At 63.3% G+C, this 15020-nt stretch carries 12 protein-coding genes; 5 read left to right on the top strand and 7 right to left on the bottom strand.

The features are described from left to right. Positions 1-17: 17 nt before the first annotated feature. Together V4R08_RS05450 and lpxB are read left to right on the top strand one after the other, a co-directional pair. Positions 18-875 (top strand): LpxI family protein, encoded by an 858-nt coding sequence (locus tag V4R08_RS05450; RefSeq protein WP_335578414.1) that lies wholly within the window; start codon positions 18-20, stop codon positions 873-875. Further along, positions 875-2065, top strand: coding sequence for a lipid-A-disaccharide synthase (gene lpxB, locus V4R08_RS05445; RefSeq protein WP_335578413.1), 1191 nt, complete (start codon positions 875-877; stop codon positions 2063-2065). Before V4R08_RS05450 ends, lpxB begins: the two co-directional genes overlap by 1 nt. Positions 2066-2126: 61 nt before the next feature. On the opposite strand, the gene gltA is transcribed toward lpxB, so the two are convergent. Both gltA and gltX read right to left on the bottom strand, forming a co-directional pair. After that, positions 2127-3422, bottom strand: a complete 1296-nt coding sequence (gltA, locus tag V4R08_RS05440) for a citrate synthase (RefSeq protein WP_335578412.1) — start codon at positions 3420-3422, stop codon at positions 2127-2129. A gap of 144 nt (positions 3423-3566) precedes the next feature. Beyond that, positions 3567-4991 carry a glutamate--tRNA ligase gene (gltX, locus tag V4R08_RS05435; protein WP_335578411.1) on the bottom strand — a complete coding sequence of 475 codons (1425 nt, stop codon included), beginning with the start codon at positions 4989-4991 and terminating at the stop codon, positions 3567-3569. 173 nt (positions 4992-5164) lie between these two features. On the opposite strand from gltX, the gene V4R08_RS05430 reads away from it, so the two are divergent. After that, on the top strand, positions 5165-6844 hold the full coding sequence (locus V4R08_RS05430; RefSeq protein WP_335578410.1) for a glutamine--tRNA ligase/YqeY domain fusion protein: 1680 nt from the start codon (positions 5165-5167) through the stop codon (positions 6842-6844). Positions 6845-7032: 188 nt separating this feature from the next. Continuing rightward, the gene (locus tag V4R08_RS05425) at positions 7033-9429 is read left to right on the top strand and encodes a ComEC/Rec2 family competence protein (RefSeq protein ID WP_335578409.1); all 2397 of its coding nucleotides are present in this window, start codon (positions 7033-7035) and stop codon (positions 9427-9429) included. Positions 9430-9477: 48 nt separating this feature from the next. Here V4R08_RS05425 and lexA read toward each other — a convergent pair whose 3' ends face one another. Both lexA and V4R08_RS05415 read right to left on the bottom strand, forming a co-directional pair. Continuing rightward, complete coding sequence (lexA, locus tag V4R08_RS05420; RefSeq protein WP_335578408.1) at positions 9478-10182, bottom strand: transcriptional repressor LexA; 705 nt, start codon at positions 10180-10182, stop codon at positions 9478-9480. Between the two features lie 163 nt (positions 10183-10345). Then, the gene (locus tag V4R08_RS05415; RefSeq protein ID WP_335578407.1) at positions 10346-11560 is read right to left on the bottom strand and encodes a molybdopterin molybdotransferase MoeA; all 1215 of its coding nucleotides are present in this window, start codon (positions 11558-11560) and stop codon (positions 10346-10348) included. A 530-nt stretch (positions 11561-12090) separates the two neighbouring features. On the opposite strand from V4R08_RS05415, the gene V4R08_RS05410 reads away from it, so the two are divergent. Further along, on the top strand, positions 12091-12483 hold the full coding sequence (locus V4R08_RS05410) for an SPW repeat protein (RefSeq protein WP_335578406.1): 393 nt from the start codon (positions 12091-12093) through the stop codon (positions 12481-12483). Here V4R08_RS05410 and moaC read toward each other — a convergent pair. The 3 genes from moaC to trpD form a co-directional block, all read right to left on the bottom strand. Then, entirely contained in the window at positions 12472-12987 is a 516-nt protein-coding gene (gene moaC, locus V4R08_RS05405; protein WP_335578405.1) for a cyclic pyranopterin monophosphate synthase MoaC, read from the bottom strand. The two genes, V4R08_RS05410 and moaC, sit on opposite strands and share 12 nt — an antisense overlap. Before the next feature lie 154 nt (positions 12988-13141). Then, positions 13142-13987: an indole-3-glycerol phosphate synthase TrpC gene (trpC, locus tag V4R08_RS05400; protein ID WP_335578404.1), complete on the bottom strand. Its 846-nt coding sequence runs from the start codon at positions 13985-13987 to the stop codon at positions 13142-13144. Positions 13988-13997: 10 nt separating this feature from the next. Further along, entirely contained in the window at positions 13998-15011 is a 1014-nt protein-coding gene (gene trpD / locus V4R08_RS05395; protein WP_335578403.1) for an anthranilate phosphoribosyltransferase, read from the bottom strand. Positions 15012-15020 lie beyond the last annotated feature (9 nt).

Raw genomic sequence — 15020 nt, 5'->3', positions numbered from 1 at the left:
GGAGTCGTCGGCGAGCCATGACTAATCGCGTTTCGGATATCTCTTCGCCGATTGGCTTGATTGCCGGAGGCGGAGTGCTGCCGTTCGCGGTTGCGGATTCGCTTTTGGCGCGAGGCATCAAACCGGTTTTTTTCGCATTGAAGGGCGTTTGCGATCCGGAGAAGGTGTCGCAGTTCCGACATCACTGGATTGCGGTCGGCCAGATCGGGAAGGTTGTCCGTCTGCTGCGTGCCGAAAATTGCCACGATCTGGTTTTCATCGGAACGCTGGTTCGCCCGGCGCTGTCGGAGATTCGCCTGGACTGGGGGACTGTTCGGGCGATGGGACATGTTCTGGCGGCATTTCGCGGCGGCGATGACCATTTGCTGTCTGGGATCGGCCGCATCCTCGAGCGCGACGGTTTTCGAATGGTAGGTATTAGGGACATTGCCCCGGATCTGCTGATGCCGGCTGGATGCCTGACCCGGAAGACGCCGGACCAATCCGCTTCGGCAGACATAGCGAAGGGGCTGGACGTGCTGCGCGCCCTCAGTCCGTTTGACATCGGGCAGGCCGCCGTGGTGATCGACGGGCATGTGGTCGGCGTGGAAGGCATCGAGGGAACGGATGCGCTGTTGGCTCGTATCGCCCAACTGCGCACCGAGGGACGAATCCGCGCCAAAGCCGCGCGCGGCGTGCTGGTGAAGGCGCCGAAGAACGGGCAGGACTTGCGCTACGACCTTCCGACGCTGGGTCCGCGAACCGTCGAGAATACGGCCGCCGCCGGACTCGCCGGTATGGCCGTCGTCGCCGGCAATACGCTGGTTGCCGAACCGCAGGCGCTGGTCGGCGCGGCGGATGCGTCAAGCCTGTTCGTTGTCGGACTGCCTGCGTGATGGCGGACGGGACCGCTGCAAATCGCTCGCGACGGATATTTCTCATCGCGACGGAGGAGTCGGGCGACCGCCTCGGTTCCAGCCTGATGAAAGCCCTGCGGTGGCGGCTCGATGGTGCCGTGCGGTTCGAAGGCGTCGGCGGCCGGTCAATGGCGCGCGAAGGCCTGGTGTCGTTGTTTCCGATCGAAGATCTGTCGATCATGGGATTAGCGGCCGTGGTGAAGCAGCTTCCCATGATCCTGCGGCGGATACGCGACACCGCCGATGCCGTGATCGCGGCTGCGCCCGACATGCTCGTCATTATCGACAGTCCCGACTTCACCCATCGCGTGGCGCGACGGGTGCGTGCGCGGCGACCGGCCCTGCCGATAGTGGACTACGTCTCGCCCTCGGTGTGGGCGTGGCGGCCCGGTCGAGCGCGGGCCATGCGTCGCTATGTGGATCATGTGCTGGCGCTGCTGCCGTTTGAGCCGGAAGAATATCGCAGGCTCGGAGGTCCGCCTTGCACCTATGTCGGGCATCCGCTGACCGAGCAGGTCGGAATGCTGCGACCGGACGCACAGGAACGCCAGCGGCGCGATGCGCCGCCGCCGGTGCTTCTGGTATTGCCCGGAAGCCGGCGCAGCGAGATTGATCATCACATGGCGGTGTTCGGCGAGACGTTGCGTGCGCTACAGGCGGACGCCGGCGCGATGGATGTGGTGCTGCTGACGATGCCGCATCTGATCGAGAAGGTGAAAGTGGCAGTCGCGAACTGGCCGCTGCAACCCCGAATCGTCGTTGGCGAGCAGGGCAAACAAGCGGCGTTTCGTGTCGCCCGTGCAGCCCTCACGAAATCAGGAACCGTCACACTCGAGTTGGCGCTCGCGGGCGTGCCGATGGTTACCGCCTACAGGGGGGGCGCAGTGGAGGCCTGGATCGCACAACGCGTGATCCGCACGTCATCGGTCATTCTGGCCAATCTCGTGATTGGTGAAAACGTCATTCCCGAATTTCTTCAGGAAACCTGTACGCCCGGGAATCTTGCGCCGGCGCTTCGAGACATTCTGACAGACTCGCCGCTGCGGCTGCGTCAGCTCGAGGCGTTTGCCACGCTCGATGCGATTATGGAAACGGGACAGCGCTCGCCGAGCGAGCGCGCGGCGGACATCGTCCTTGAAACAATGCGCGCGTCCCGCGGACCGGAGTAGTGCGTAAAGAAAAGGATGAGCGGGTCCGTAGCAGCATCCGGCCTCGCCTCATTTCGAGAGCTTATTTTCGGTCGGCCATATCGACGTAATCGCGCCGCGCCGCGCCGGTATAAAGCTGCCGCGGGCGGCCAATCTTCTGCTGCGGATCCTCGATCATCTCGCTCCACTGGCTGATCCAGCCGACAGTGCGCGCGACGGCGAACAGAACCGTGAACATCGAGGTCGGGAAGCCCATCGCTTTCAGCGTGATGCCCGAATAGAAATCGACGTTCGGATACAGCTTGCGATCGATGAAATACTGATCGTTCAGGGCGATCTTCTCAAGCTCCAGCGCCACCTTGAGCATCGGATCGTCGCCGTGGCCGGTCTCATCGAGCACCGCGTGACACACCTTCTGCATGATCTTGGCGCGCGGATCGTAGTTCTTGTAGACCCGGTGTCCGAAGCCCATCAGGCGGACATCGCTGTTTTTGTCCTTCACCCTCGCTATGAAGTCGGGAATCCTGTCGACCGTTCCGATGTCGGAGAGCATGGCCAAGGCTGCCTCATTGGCGCCGCCGTGCGCGGGTCCCCACAGGCAGGCGATGCCCGCGGCGATACACGCGAACGGATTCGCGCCCGACGAACCCGCGATGCGCACGGTCGATGTCGAGGCGTTCTGCTCGTGGTCGGCATGCAGGATGAAGATTGTGTCGAGCGCGCCCGCCAGAACGGGGTTGATCTCGTAGTCCTCGCACGGCACGGCGAAGCACATCTGGAGGAAATTCTCGGCAAAGCTCAGCGAATTCTTCGGATAAATGAACGGCTGGCCGATGGTGTATTTGTAGGCCATCGCAGCCAGTGTCGGCATTTTCGCGATCATGCGCATGGACGCGATCATGCGTTGCTTGGAATCGTTGATGTCGGTGGAGTCGTGATAGAAAGCGGCGAGTGCGCCGACAGCAGCTACCATGACCGCCATGGGGTGAGCGTCGCGGCGGAAGCTCTGGAAGAACCGCGTCATTTGCTCGTGAACCATGGTGTGGTGAATGACACGCTGGTCGAAATCGGATTTCTGCGACCTGGTGGGCAGTTCACCGTAGAGCAGCAGATAACAGGTCTCGAGGAAATCGCCGTTTTCCGCGAGCTGCTCGATCGGATAACCGCGATATTCGAGCACGCCTGCGTCACCGTCGATATAAGTGATCTTGGATTGGCAACTGGCGGTGGACGTGAAGGCAGGATCATAGGTGAACATGCCTGCATGTGCATAAAGCTTGGCGATGTCGATGACGTCCGGTCCGACTGTGCCGCTCAAAACAGGAAACTCGTAGGTCTTGTCGTCGACCGTCAGCGTTGCGGTTTTTGTTGCGTTCATCGCGAAGCCCCCCGATGATATCGTTGCGGGCCGGCTAGTTCTCTCGATGAGCTAGAGAGACGAGTCGGTCATTCCAGAAGCGCCGCGCAATGGGTATCGTATTGCTGTGTGCATCGCAAGATCGCCAAAAATCGGTGGTCGGTGTTACGGCGAGACCTGATCGTCAAGCCGAGCCAGACACGTCTGTTTTCCAAGCACGGCGAGGACGTCGAATATGCCTGGCGAGGTCGTTCGTCCCGTCAAGGCGATGCGAAGCGGTTGCGCGATGGCGCCGAGTTTCAGGTTGTTTTGCTCGGCAAAAGTTCGCATCGCGGCTTCGGTGGTCTCCGCGCTCCACGATGTCACCGATTCAAGCGTTGCGCGGAGTCTGCCGATCAGCGCGCGAGTCTCCGGGGTCAACAACGGGATGGCTTTGGCGTCTAGTGTCAACGGCCGATCGGCGAAGATAAACCTGGCGCTGTCGATCAGTTCGATCAGGGTTTTAGCTCGTTCCTTGAGTCCGGGCATCGCGCGCAGCAGTTGCGCTCGCGTGACATCGTTGAGTTTCGGTTTGAGGTCCGCTCCGCGGGGAACGTAATCGAGCGCATCCTGGAACAGGTTTACAAGAACGTGATCGTCACAATTGCGGATATAGTGGCCGTTGAGATTTTCGAGTTTGGCAAAGTCGAAGCGCGCCGCGGATCGTCCGATCGCGGACAGGTCGAACGCGTCGATCATTTCCTGTGTGGAGAAAATCTCCTGATCGCCATGGCTCCAGCCGAGCCGGACCAGATAGTTGCGGAGTGCCGCCGGCAGATATCCCATGGCGCGGTAGGCATCCACCCCCAGCGCGCCGTGGCGCTTCGAGAGCTTCGATCCGTCGGGGCCGTGGATGAGGGGAATGTGGGCCATCGTTGGGAGAGCCCATCCGAGGGTATCGTAGATCTGCTTTTGGCGGGCGGCATTGATAAGGTGGTCGTCGCCGCGAATGACGTGCGTCACTCCCATGTCATGATCGTCGACCACGACCGCGAGCATGTAAGTCGGGGTGCCGTCGCCCCGCAGCAGCACGAGGTCGTCGAGGTTCTCGTTCTGCCAGACAACACGCCCCTGAACCTGGTCCTCGATCACGGTCTCGCCGATCAGAGGCGCCTTGAGGCGAATGGTCGGCTTGAGGTCAGGCGGGGCTTCCGACGGATCGCGGTCGCGCCAGCGGCCGTCGTAAAGCTTAGTGCGGCCCTCGGCGCGCGCCTTGTCCCGCATCTCGGCCAGCTCTTCCGGCGTCGCATAGCATCGGTAAGCCTTGCCTTCGGCAAGCAATTGCTCGGCGATGTCGCGATGCCGTGCGACGCGGGAAAATTGGTACACGACATCGTCGTCCCAGTCGATTCCCAGCCATTTGAGCCCGTCAAGGATAGCCTCGATTGCCGCCGTCGTGGAGCGCGCGCGATCGGTGTCCTCGATCCGAAGCAGCATCCTGCCGCCGTACTTGCGCGCGTAGAGCCAATTGAACAGCGCGGTTCGTGCGCCCCCGATGTGAAGAAAACCGGTCGGTGACGGAGCGAAACGGGTGACGACGGGTGCGGTCATTTTCGGGGATCAAACTTTCAGAGACGGTATCGGCGGGCCTTTATCACACCCGGGATTCGCATGAAAGGCTGCGAGCCGATACGGGCCTGCCGTTCCCGCAAAACGGCCAGTATCTCGGCCCTTGGCGGGCGCTTGCGGATTTGGCACATAGGCTCAGCTTTGAAAGGCACACAATGACTGACGAATCGACCGCGGATGCGGGCCGGGATTTCATACGCGATATCGTGGCGGCCGATCTCGCGTCCGGAAAGCACAACAGCGTCGTCACCCGGTTCCCGCCGGAGCCGAACGGCTATCTGCATCTGGGACATGCCAAATCGATCTGCCTGAATTTCGGCATCGCCGAGGAATTCGGCGGATGCTGCCACCTGCGTTTCGACGACACCAATCCGGCCAGGGAGGAACAGGAATACATCGACGCGATCCAGCGCGACGTCCGCTGGCTCGGCTTCGATTGGAGGAAGAACCTTCACTATGCCTCGGACTATTTCGAGCAGCTCTACGCCTGGGCGCAGCACCTCATTCGCGCGGGCAAGGCCTACGTCGATGACCAGTCGCAGGAGGAGATCCGGCTGGCGCGCGGCACGCTGACCGAGCCCGGCAGGGACAGTCCGTTCCGCGACCGGCCGGTCGATGAAAATCTCGACCTGTTCGCGCGGATGCGGGCCGGAGAATTTCCCAATGGTGCGCGGGTTCTGCGTGCCAGGATTGATATGGCGTCGGGCAACATCAACCTGCGCGATCCCGTGCTTTACCGGATCCTCCATGCCCCTCATCCACGCACGGGCACGGCGTGGAATATCTATCCGAGTTACGATTTTGCCCATGGGCAATCGGATTCGATCGAACACATCACGCATTCGATCTGCACGCTGGAGTTCGAGGATCACCGGCCGCTCTATGACTGGTTTCTCGACAACCTTCCAGTGCCGTCGCGGCCGCATCAGTACGAATTCGCACGGCTCAATGTCACGCACACCCTGTTGTCGAAGCGGATCCTGACCGAACTCGTCCGTGGCGGTCACGTCTCGGGCTGGGATGATCCACGGATGCCGACGCTTGCGGGCCTGCAGCGGCGCGGTGTGCCGGCCGCGGCGCTACGCGAGTTCATCAAGCGGATCGGCGTTGCCAAGGCCAACAGCACCGTCGACATCGGAATGTTTGATTTTGCGGTCCGCGAGACTCTCAACAGGAGCGCACCGCGTCGCATGGCCGTCTTGCGTCCACTCAAGATCGTGATCGAGAACTATCCGGAAGGCGAGAGCGAGGAGCTTGAGGCGGTCAATCACCCCGACGATGCATCGCGGGGCACGCGACGGATCCGGTTCGGGCGCGAACTTTATATCGAGCAGGATGATTTCATGGAGAACCCGCCGAAGAAGTTCTTCCGCCTTTCACCGGGCAAGGAAGTGCGGCTGCGTTACGCCTATTTCATCACCTGCCGCGATGTCATCAAGAACGCGGCGGGCGAAGTGGTCGAACTCCGCTGCACCTACGACCCCGCGACCAAAGGCGGCAACGCGCCCGACGGCCGCAAGGTGAAGGCCACGATGCATTGGGTGAGTGCAGCCGAGGCCGTGCCGGCCGAGATCAGACTCTACGGTCATCTGTTTGAAACGGCGCAACCCGACGCCGCGAACTTTGCATCCGAACTCAATCCGCAATCGCTGGAGACTTTGTCCGGCTGCATGGTCGAGCCCGCGCTTGCCAGCGACGATACCGAGGGCGCAGTGCAGTTCGAACGGCAGGGCTATTTCTGCCGGGACCGGGATTCGTCGCCCGGCCGGTTGGTGTTCAACCGGACGGTCGGCCTGCGCGACACCTGGGCCAAGGTCGCGGCGTCCGGCTCCTGATTTCGCCAGTATTCCGCATCCGTTCCACTGTTCCTTGCGCGGTCTCTTCCGTTATAGCGTTTTCGAGCGAAGTGGATCCCGGTTCGCGTGAAGAAAACGCGTCAAATAAAAATCATAGAGCCCCGCTTCTGATTCCATCAGAAGCGGAAAGGCTCTAGCATCGCGGCGAGGGCGCGAGGAGTGGCCGGATGCCGGAGCGGGGCAGGGCTCGGGATCGGACAGGGGGATACGCAGGAACGTGGCCGTCGCGGCAAGCGGTCGCTGCCAGTCCCTCACAAACGCCTTCGGGCACTTTGCCGGCACTTGTGGCACGGCTGCGAGACTGGGCGCGCGCGGAAGCGGGAGCCGGGCGGCTGTTGCCCTGGGTGCCGGTGGCATTCGGCGCAGGCATTGCGATCTATTTTTCGGCCGATCACGAGCCGATAGCCTGGGTTGTCGTTGCGACTGCGGGGGCCCTTTGTGTTGCGGCGCTGTTACTGCGTCGGCATCGGCTGTTTCCAGCCGCCGTGGTGATCGCAGCAATGGCCGCGGGTTTTGCCGTCGCCACGGTGAAAACGGCACGGGTTGGACACGTCGTCCTGACGCGGCCGATGTATTCGCCGCTAATCAGGGGCTTCGTCGAAACCCGAGAGGTGCGCGAGCGCACCGACAGATTTGTTCTGCGCGTCGTCCGGATGGACGATCCGTGGCGGCACGTCAAACTGGATCGCGTGCGGCTGTCGGTCAGGAAGGGCACCGCGCCGGCCGTCGGCAGTTTCGTGGAATTGAAAGCGCGGTTGCAGCCGCCGCTCACAGCTTTGCGGCCCGGAAGCTACGATTTCGCGCGCGACATGTATTTCCAGGGCATCGGCGCCTCCGGCTTTGTCATGGGCGCCATCAAAACCGTGAATCCGCCGCGCGGCGGCGGGATCGCGCTGCGCTATGCCGCGCTGATGCAGGAACTGCGCGACGCCATCGACGCCCGCATCCGTCTCATTCTCAGCGGCGATTCCCGGGCGATTGCCACCGCGCTCCTGACCGGACGGCGCGACGCCATCACGAAGCCCGTCAACGACGCGATGTTCATTTCGGGGCTGGGCCATGTGCTGTCGATTTCCGGCTATCACATGGCCGTGGTCGCCGGCGTGGTGTTCTTCGCGGTGCGCGCGTTGCTGGCGCTGATCCCGGCGCTGACGGCGACCTTTCCGATCAAGAAATGGTCGGCTGCGGCAGCGCTCGCCGCGGCCGCGTTTTATCTCCTGCTGTCGGGCGCCGAGGTCGCGACCCAGCGCTCGTTCTTCATGACGGCGGTGGTGCTGATCGCGATCATGGTCGATCGGCGCGCCATCACATTCCGCACGCTGGCGGTCGCGGCGATGATTGTGCTCGCGATTGCGCCGGAGGCACTGGTGCATCCGAGCTTTCAAATGTCGTTCGCGGCGACGCTCGGGCTCGTGGCGCTGGTCCAGGTCGGGATGCCGAAATTGTTCGCAACGCCCGATCATTCGCCGACGGCGCGGGCGGCACTGTGGGGCGGCCGCGAAATCGTTACGCTAACACTGGCGTCGCTCGTCGCCGGACTTGCGACGACGCCCTATGCCGCGTTCCATTTTCATCGCGTGACGCCGTACGGCGTGGTCGCAAACCTGCTGGCAATGCCGGTGGTCTCCGCACTGGTGATGCCGGCCGGGCTGTTGGGACTGGCTGCGATACCGTTCGGTTTCGACGGTGTGTTCTGGCGGCTGATGGATATCGGCATCGAATGGATGATCGTGGTCACGCAATGGGTGGCGGCGTTGCCCGGCGCCATCGGCCGCATGGCGGCGTTCGGAACCGGGCCGCTGATCGCTGCGACCGCGGGCATCGTTCTGCTCGGACTGCTCAGAACGCCGCTGCGCTGGAGCGGTGCGGCCATCATCGGGCTGGCGATCGCATGGTCGCTTGCCGTGACGCAGCCGGACATTCTGGTCTCCGCCGACGGCCACAATGTCGGCGTGCGGGGCGGAGACGGCCGGCTGCGTCTCATCCGCACGGCCAAAGACAACTTTACGGTCAGGGAATGGCTGGCCGCTGATGCGGACGGACGTGGGCCTGCCGACCCCACGCTTGCAGAGGGCGTCTCATGCGACGACGCGGGCTGCGTGGTTAAGGTGAGCGGAGGTGGAATTGTCGCGCTGGCGCGGCGCGCGGACGCGATGGAGGACGACTGCGTGCGGGCGGAGGTGATGGTGACGCCGTGGCAGGCTCCGGAGGGCTGCCTTGCGCAGGTCATCGATCAGGACAGGCTGCGGCGGGAAGGCGCCCTGGCGCTGCGGCGAACGCCGGATCATGATAATTTTGGGTCGAATCGATCCAACATCACGAACGTGATCGATTCCAATATTTTAGAGCGGGATGCGGGCGGAAAACCGCTGCACACTTTTCATCCCGCCCTCGGCGGCGCAAAACACAACTTTGCGGTCAATGCCGTCCGGCCCGATCAGGTCGACCGGCCCTGGTCGCCCGCCGTCGGCGGTGAAAAACCGGCGCATGTCAGCACCCGGCCCAGGCCGGCACACCCGATCGATGCCACGCCCGCGGCTGACGATCTCCAGCCGGACGATTGAACGGTCCGCCGCCGCCCAAGGACTTGCGAGAGCCAGCACTTGCGAGAGTCAGTACTTGCGATAGATGCCGATCAGCTTGCCCTGGATCTGGACGCGGTTGGGCGGAAGAATGCGAACCTCGTAAGCTGTGTTCGCGGGCTCGAGCGCGATCGAAGCCCCGCGGCGGCGGAAGCGCTTCAGCGTCGCTTCCTCGTCGTCGATCAGGGCAACGACGATGTCGCCGGTTTCCGCCGTTTCGTTGCGCTGGATCAGCGCCATGTCGCCGTCGAGGATTCCGGCCTCGACCATCGAATCGCCGCGCACCTCGAGCGCATAATGCTCGCCGGAGCCGAGCATGTCGGGCGGCACGCTGATTGTGTGGCTCCGGGTCTGTAGCGCCTCGATCGGTGTGCCAGCCGCGATACGTCCCATCACCGGAACGGCGACCGGACGGTCTGCATCGTCGACGACACCGCCGCCGCTGCTCGGGCGGACTTTGCCGAGATTGCCTTCAATGACGCTCGGCGTGAAACCGCGACGGCCGCCGCCGCTGCCGGCGACCTCCGGCAGCTTGATGACCTCGATGGCGCGGGCGCGATTGGGCAGGCGGCGGATGAAGCCGCGTTCCTCCAGCGCGGTGATCAGGCGATGGATACCGGACTTCGAGCGCAAATCGAGCGCATCCTTCATTTCATCGAACGAGGGCGGCACGCCGGATTCCTTCAGCCGTTCGCTGATAAAACGCAGGAGTTCGTACTGTTTGCGCGTGAGCATTCCGACCAGTCCCCGGTTGATGGTGCCTGCCGTCCGATTCCAGAACCTCAGGCTTACAGCCTTATACCGGGCGGCACGACTACTCGAAACAAATCATGAACATACACTATATGTTCGATATGTGTTCCGCAACCCTTTAATTTAACGTCAACAAGGCGAGGCTTTACGACAGCGAGAGCTTAATGACGGCGCAGGGCTCGCCTTTGCTCGCGGCAGGCGCAAGCGGCGCGCGGACCACGAGTGCTTCCGCTGCCGCGAGATTTCCCATCAACGAACTGTCCTGATGTCCGACCGGCGTCGCGACCGGCAACCCGTCTGGCGAGTGCGCGAGGCGGGCGCGCAGATAATCCTGCCGGGCTTGATTGGCGGCGACATTGCTGCCGAGCACCGCCGGTTCAATGCGATGGTGGATATCCTGACGGCCCGACAACGCACGAATCAGCGGCACCATGAACAGGAACGCGCAGATGTAAGACGAGACGGGATTGCCGGGCAGGCCGATCACGCGCATTGCGCCGAGGCGTCCGTGCATCATCGGCTTGCCGGGCCGCAGCGCGATCCGCCAGAACGCAATCTCCACGCCTTCGGCCTCCAGCGCGCGCTTGACGAGGTCATGGTCTCCGACTGACGCCCCGCCTGTGGTGACGAGAATGTCGGCGCCGCTGTCGCGGGCACGACGGATTGCGCTTCTGGTCGCCTCCATGGTGTCGGCGGCGATGCCGAGGTCGATCGCCTCGGCGCCTTCGTTCCGGGCGAGCGCGCGAAGCGCGTAGCCGTTGGACAGGACGATTTGACCCGGACCGGGCGTCGTGCCCGGCAAAACCAGTTCATCGCCGGTGGCGAGCACGGCTATTTTCGGATGGCGGTGCACCGGCAGGTCCGGATAGTTCATGCCGGCGGCAAGGGAGAGATGGCGGTCGGTGAGATGGCTGCGGGCGCGCAGCAACACGTCGCCTTCGTGAAAATCGACGCCGGCAGGGCGGATATTCTTTCCGGCCGCGGTGGCTTCCTTGACCATGACGTCGTCGCCGTCGCGTTCCGTGTCCTCCTGGATCACGACGGTGTCGGCGCTGTCCGGCACCACGCCTCCGGTAAAAATCCGCAGAGCTTCGCCGGCCCCCAGCGCCCGCTCGAGCGGCCGTCCCGCGGCGATCTCGCCGATCACATGCAGCCGCGCCGGAATCGTCGCGATGTCCGCCGCGCGCACCGCGTAGCCGTCCATCGCCGACATCGCCACCGGCGGCTGGGTCCGGCGCGAGGGGAGGTCGCGCGCCAGCACCCGGCGATGCGCGGCCTCGAGGCCAACCGATTCTTCCGGCAGCGGTTCGACTCCGGCGAGAACGGCCGCAAGGGCGTCGGCGACTGCCATCAGGGCCATGACCATATTCTCCCAGGTTTCCAATGATCCGATTCTAACATTCGCATCCCGTGCGAGCAGGTGTCTTTGCGAATGTTGGAATCAAAGGACCACTGGCAAATATAGATGACTAATGGAGTTTTAGACGATGCGCTTCGAGAGCACACAAGTTCATCTATAGAACTTGCGGTCGGCAGACAACGGCTCCCTGAACCGAAACGCTCGGGTGGAGCGTTCGCTCGAGGCTCCGCGCGGCTCTGATGGTGGTTTCGGAGGATCGCTTCCCTTTTTCGGAGTTCACCCGTCAGACGAACTCATCATTCCAAATGACACTTGGATCATAAAGTTGTCCGCGCTTCTTGATTCAAAATTAAATCATGCCGCGACGACGTGCGATTCTCGGAATCGGAGCGGCGGAACCGTCCGGGGCCGGATCGGTTGTCCCATAAACTGACGGTTTGATCCGGGATGGCGCGATTGCAGCCAGTCATGCGGAGGACCGTCAGGGAGGACTGCCCCGGCAAGCGGAGCGCAGGTCGAAGGAGGCACCCATGATGCGGAAATGGCGGCGCGAATCGATCCTCGATGTCTACAATCTCGTATTGGCTCTGGTCCTGTTTGTAACGCCGTGGTTTCTCGCGCGGGATACCATGGCTGTGGACCTCACTCTCTGGGCGAGCAGCGCGGCGATCGGCGCGATCTCGGTGGCCGCGATTTTGGCGTTCGCCTGGTGGAAAGAGTGGATCAACCTGCTGCTCGGCCTCTGGTTGATCGCCTCGCCATGGCTTCTGGGCTTCGCCCACACTAGCGCCATGCACTTCAGCATCGGCATCGGAGTCGTGGTGGCGTTCATGTCAGTGCTTGAAATATGGCTGGTCTACGACGAGGAGGACGAATCCCGCAATCCGGCGCCGCACGAGGAGGACCGGCCGCTATTGTCCTGACGGAGTATCCGTCACGAGGTAGTGGCCGGATTTGCCGCCCTTCTTCTCGACGAGGTGAATGCCCTCGATGCGGACGCCGCGTTCGACGGCCTTGATCATGTCGTAGATCGTCAGGCAGGCGACGGAAACCGCGGTGAGGGCTTCCATTTCCACGCCGGTCGGGCCGGAGACCTTGACACTGGCGCGCACGCGGCAGCCGGGGAGTTTTTTGTCGGTTTCGATGTCGAGCGTGACCTTCGACAGCGCCAACGGATGACAGAGCGGGATCAGGTCCGATGTTCGCTTGGCCGCCATGATGCCGGCGATCCGCGCGGTGCCGAGTACGTCGCCCTTCTTGGCGTTGCCGCTCTCGATCAGGGCCAGCGTGGTCTTGGTCATGATGACCTGGCCTTCGGCGACGGCGATGCGTTCGGTCGCGGGCTTTGCCGAGACGTCGACCATCCGCGCCTCGCCTTTGACATCGATATGGGTGAGGGCGGGTTCGTCTTTCACTTTTCCGGACATGTTTGCGGAACTCCAAAACCGGTGTCGTCCCTGCGGACGCAGGAATCCATACGCCGAGGACGCGCGAATGAATACAGGTAGTGCGGACAGGAACAGCACGTCGTGCGAACCAGCTTCGCTTGAAAACGGTTTGACGCCTGCTCCGTCACGATCGTCAGGGGTTATGGGTCCCTGCGTTCGCAGGGGCGACCTGTGGAAATGATTGTTCGCCGCGTGCCAGCAGCGTACGGGTTGCGGCGGTGACGTCGGCTTGCCGCATCAGGCTTTCGCCGACGAGGAAGGTGGAAATGCCGACCCGTTCGAGCCGCGCGAGGTCAGCCGACGCGAAGATGCCGCTTTCGCCCACCATCAGGCGGTCCTTCGGAATGTGCGGCGCCAGCGCTTCGCTGGTCGCAAGCGTCGTTTCAAAGGTGCGGAGGTTGCGGTTGTTGACGCCGATCATCGGCGAACGAAGTTTGAGTGCGCGATCCAGTTCCTCGCGATTATGGATTTCGAGCAGCGCGTCCATGCCGAGATCGAGCGCGGCCGCCTCGATGTCTTTCGCCGCGGCATCGTCGAGCGCGGCCATGATGATCAGGATGCAGTCGGCCCCGTGCGCGCGGGCCTCGACCACCTGATAGGTGTCGAACATGAAGTCCTTGCGCAGTACCGGCAGCGACGTCGCGGCGCGGGCGGCGACCATGAAATCGAGATGGCCCTGAAAGGAGGGCGTGTCGGTCAGGACCGAGAGGCAGGCCGCGCCGCCGGCCTCATAGGCGCGCCCGAGCGAAGGCGGATCGAAGTCGGCGCGGATCAGGCCCTTCGAGGGCGAGGCCTTCTTGATCTCGGCGATCAGGGCATAATCGCCGTGGGCGAGTTTTGCTCGGATGGCTCGGACGAAGCCGCGCGGCGGCGACGCAGCCTTGGCGGCGGACAGAACGTCGCCGAGGGAATGCGCGCGCTTTGCGCTCGCGATCTCCTCGCGCTTGTAGGTTTCGATCCTGGTCAGGATGTCAGCCACGCCACGATCCTCAACCGTTGGAAACCGCAATCAACTGCTTCAGTTTGTTCATGGCGGCTCCGTTGTCGAGCGATGTCGCGCCGAGCGCGACGCCGTCCTTCAGGTTCTTCGCCTTGCCCGCGACGATCAGGGCCGCCGCCGCGTTGAGCAGCGCGACATCGCGGAAGGCGCCGGGCTTGCCCTCGAGCACCCCGCGCAAGGACGCTGCGTTCGCCTCGGCGTCGCCCCCTTTCAGCGCGTCGCCATGGACGCGCGACAGTCCGGCGTCCTCCGGCGTCACCTCGAACGAGCGAATGTTGCCGTCCTCGAGCGCGGCCACGAAAGTCGGGCCGGCGAGGGTGATCTCGTCGAGGCCGTCGGAACCGTGCACGACCCATACCGAATCCGAACCGAGGTTCTTGAGCACCTGCGCCAGCGGCTGCACCCATTGCCGCGAGAATACGCCGACCATCTGCCGCTTGACGCCGGCGGGGTTGGATAGCGGGCCCAGCAGGTTGAAGATCGTGCGGGTCGCCAGTTCGACGCGGGTCGGGCCGACGTTCTTCATCGCGGGATGATGCGACGGCGCGAACATGAAGCCGATGCCGGCCTCGTTGACGCAGCGGCCGACCTGTTCGGGCGTGAGGTCGATCTTGATGCCGAGCGCGGCGAGACAATCGGCGGCGCCGGATTTCGAGGATAGCGCACGGTTGCCGTGCTTGGCGACCGGGACGCCCGCGCCTGCGACGATGAACGACGCGCAGGTCGAGACGTTCACCGAGCCGGAGCCGTCGCCGCCGGTGCCGACGACATCGACGGCATCCGCCGGCGCTGTGACCCGCAGCATCTTGGAGCGCATCGCCGCGACCGCGCCGGTGATTTCGTCGACGGTCTCGCCGCGCACGCGCAGCGCCATCAAAAGGCCGCCCATTTGCGAGGGCGTCGCCTCGCCGGACATCATGCTGTCGAACGCGCAGGACGCCTCCTCGCGCGTCAGTGTTGCGCCGGTGGCGACCTTTCCGATCAGGGCCTTGAGATCGTCCATCGGATGCTT

This window comes from Nitrobacter sp. NHB1 (assembly GCF_036964665.1).
Lineage (GTDB): Bacteria > Pseudomonadota > Alphaproteobacteria > Rhizobiales > Xanthobacteraceae > Nitrobacter.
This window is presented reverse-complemented; position numbering and strand designations above follow the sequence as displayed.

Bases quoted from the DNA above. Each gene is read 5' to 3' on its own strand.
- V4R08_RS05450 (WP_335578414.1), top strand. From the start codon at position 18: ATGACTAATCGCGTTTCGGATATCTCTTCGCCGATTGGCTTGATTGCC.
- lpxB (WP_335578413.1), top strand. From the start codon at position 875: ATGGCGGACGGGACCGCTGCAAATCGCTCGCGACGGATATTTCTCATC.
- gltA (WP_335578412.1), bottom strand. From the start codon at position 3,422: ATGAACGCAACAAAAACCGCAACGCTGACGGTCGACGACAAGACCTAC.
- gltX (WP_335578411.1), bottom strand. From the start codon at position 4,991: ATGACCGCACCCGTCGTCACCCGTTTCGCTCCGTCACCGACCGGTTTT.
- V4R08_RS05430 (WP_335578410.1), top strand. From the start codon at position 5,165: ATGACTGACGAATCGACCGCGGATGCGGGCCGGGATTTCATACGCGAT.
- V4R08_RS05425 (WP_335578409.1), top strand. From the start codon at position 7,033: ATGCCGGAGCGGGGCAGGGCTCGGGATCGGACAGGGGGATACGCAGGA.
- lexA (WP_335578408.1), bottom strand. From the start codon at position 10,182: ATGCTCACGCGCAAACAGTACGAACTCCTGCGTTTTATCAGCGAACGG.
- V4R08_RS05415 (WP_335578407.1), bottom strand. From the start codon at position 11,560: ATGGCCCTGATGGCAGTCGCCGACGCCCTTGCGGCCGTTCTCGCCGGA.
- V4R08_RS05410 (WP_335578406.1), top strand. From the start codon at position 12,091: ATGATGCGGAAATGGCGGCGCGAATCGATCCTCGATGTCTACAATCTC.
- moaC (WP_335578405.1), bottom strand. From the start codon at position 12,987: ATGTCCGGAAAAGTGAAAGACGAACCCGCCCTCACCCATATCGATGTC.
- trpD (WP_335578403.1), bottom strand. From the start codon at position 15,011: ATGGACGATCTCAAGGCCCTGATCGGAAAGGTCGCCACCGGCGCAACA.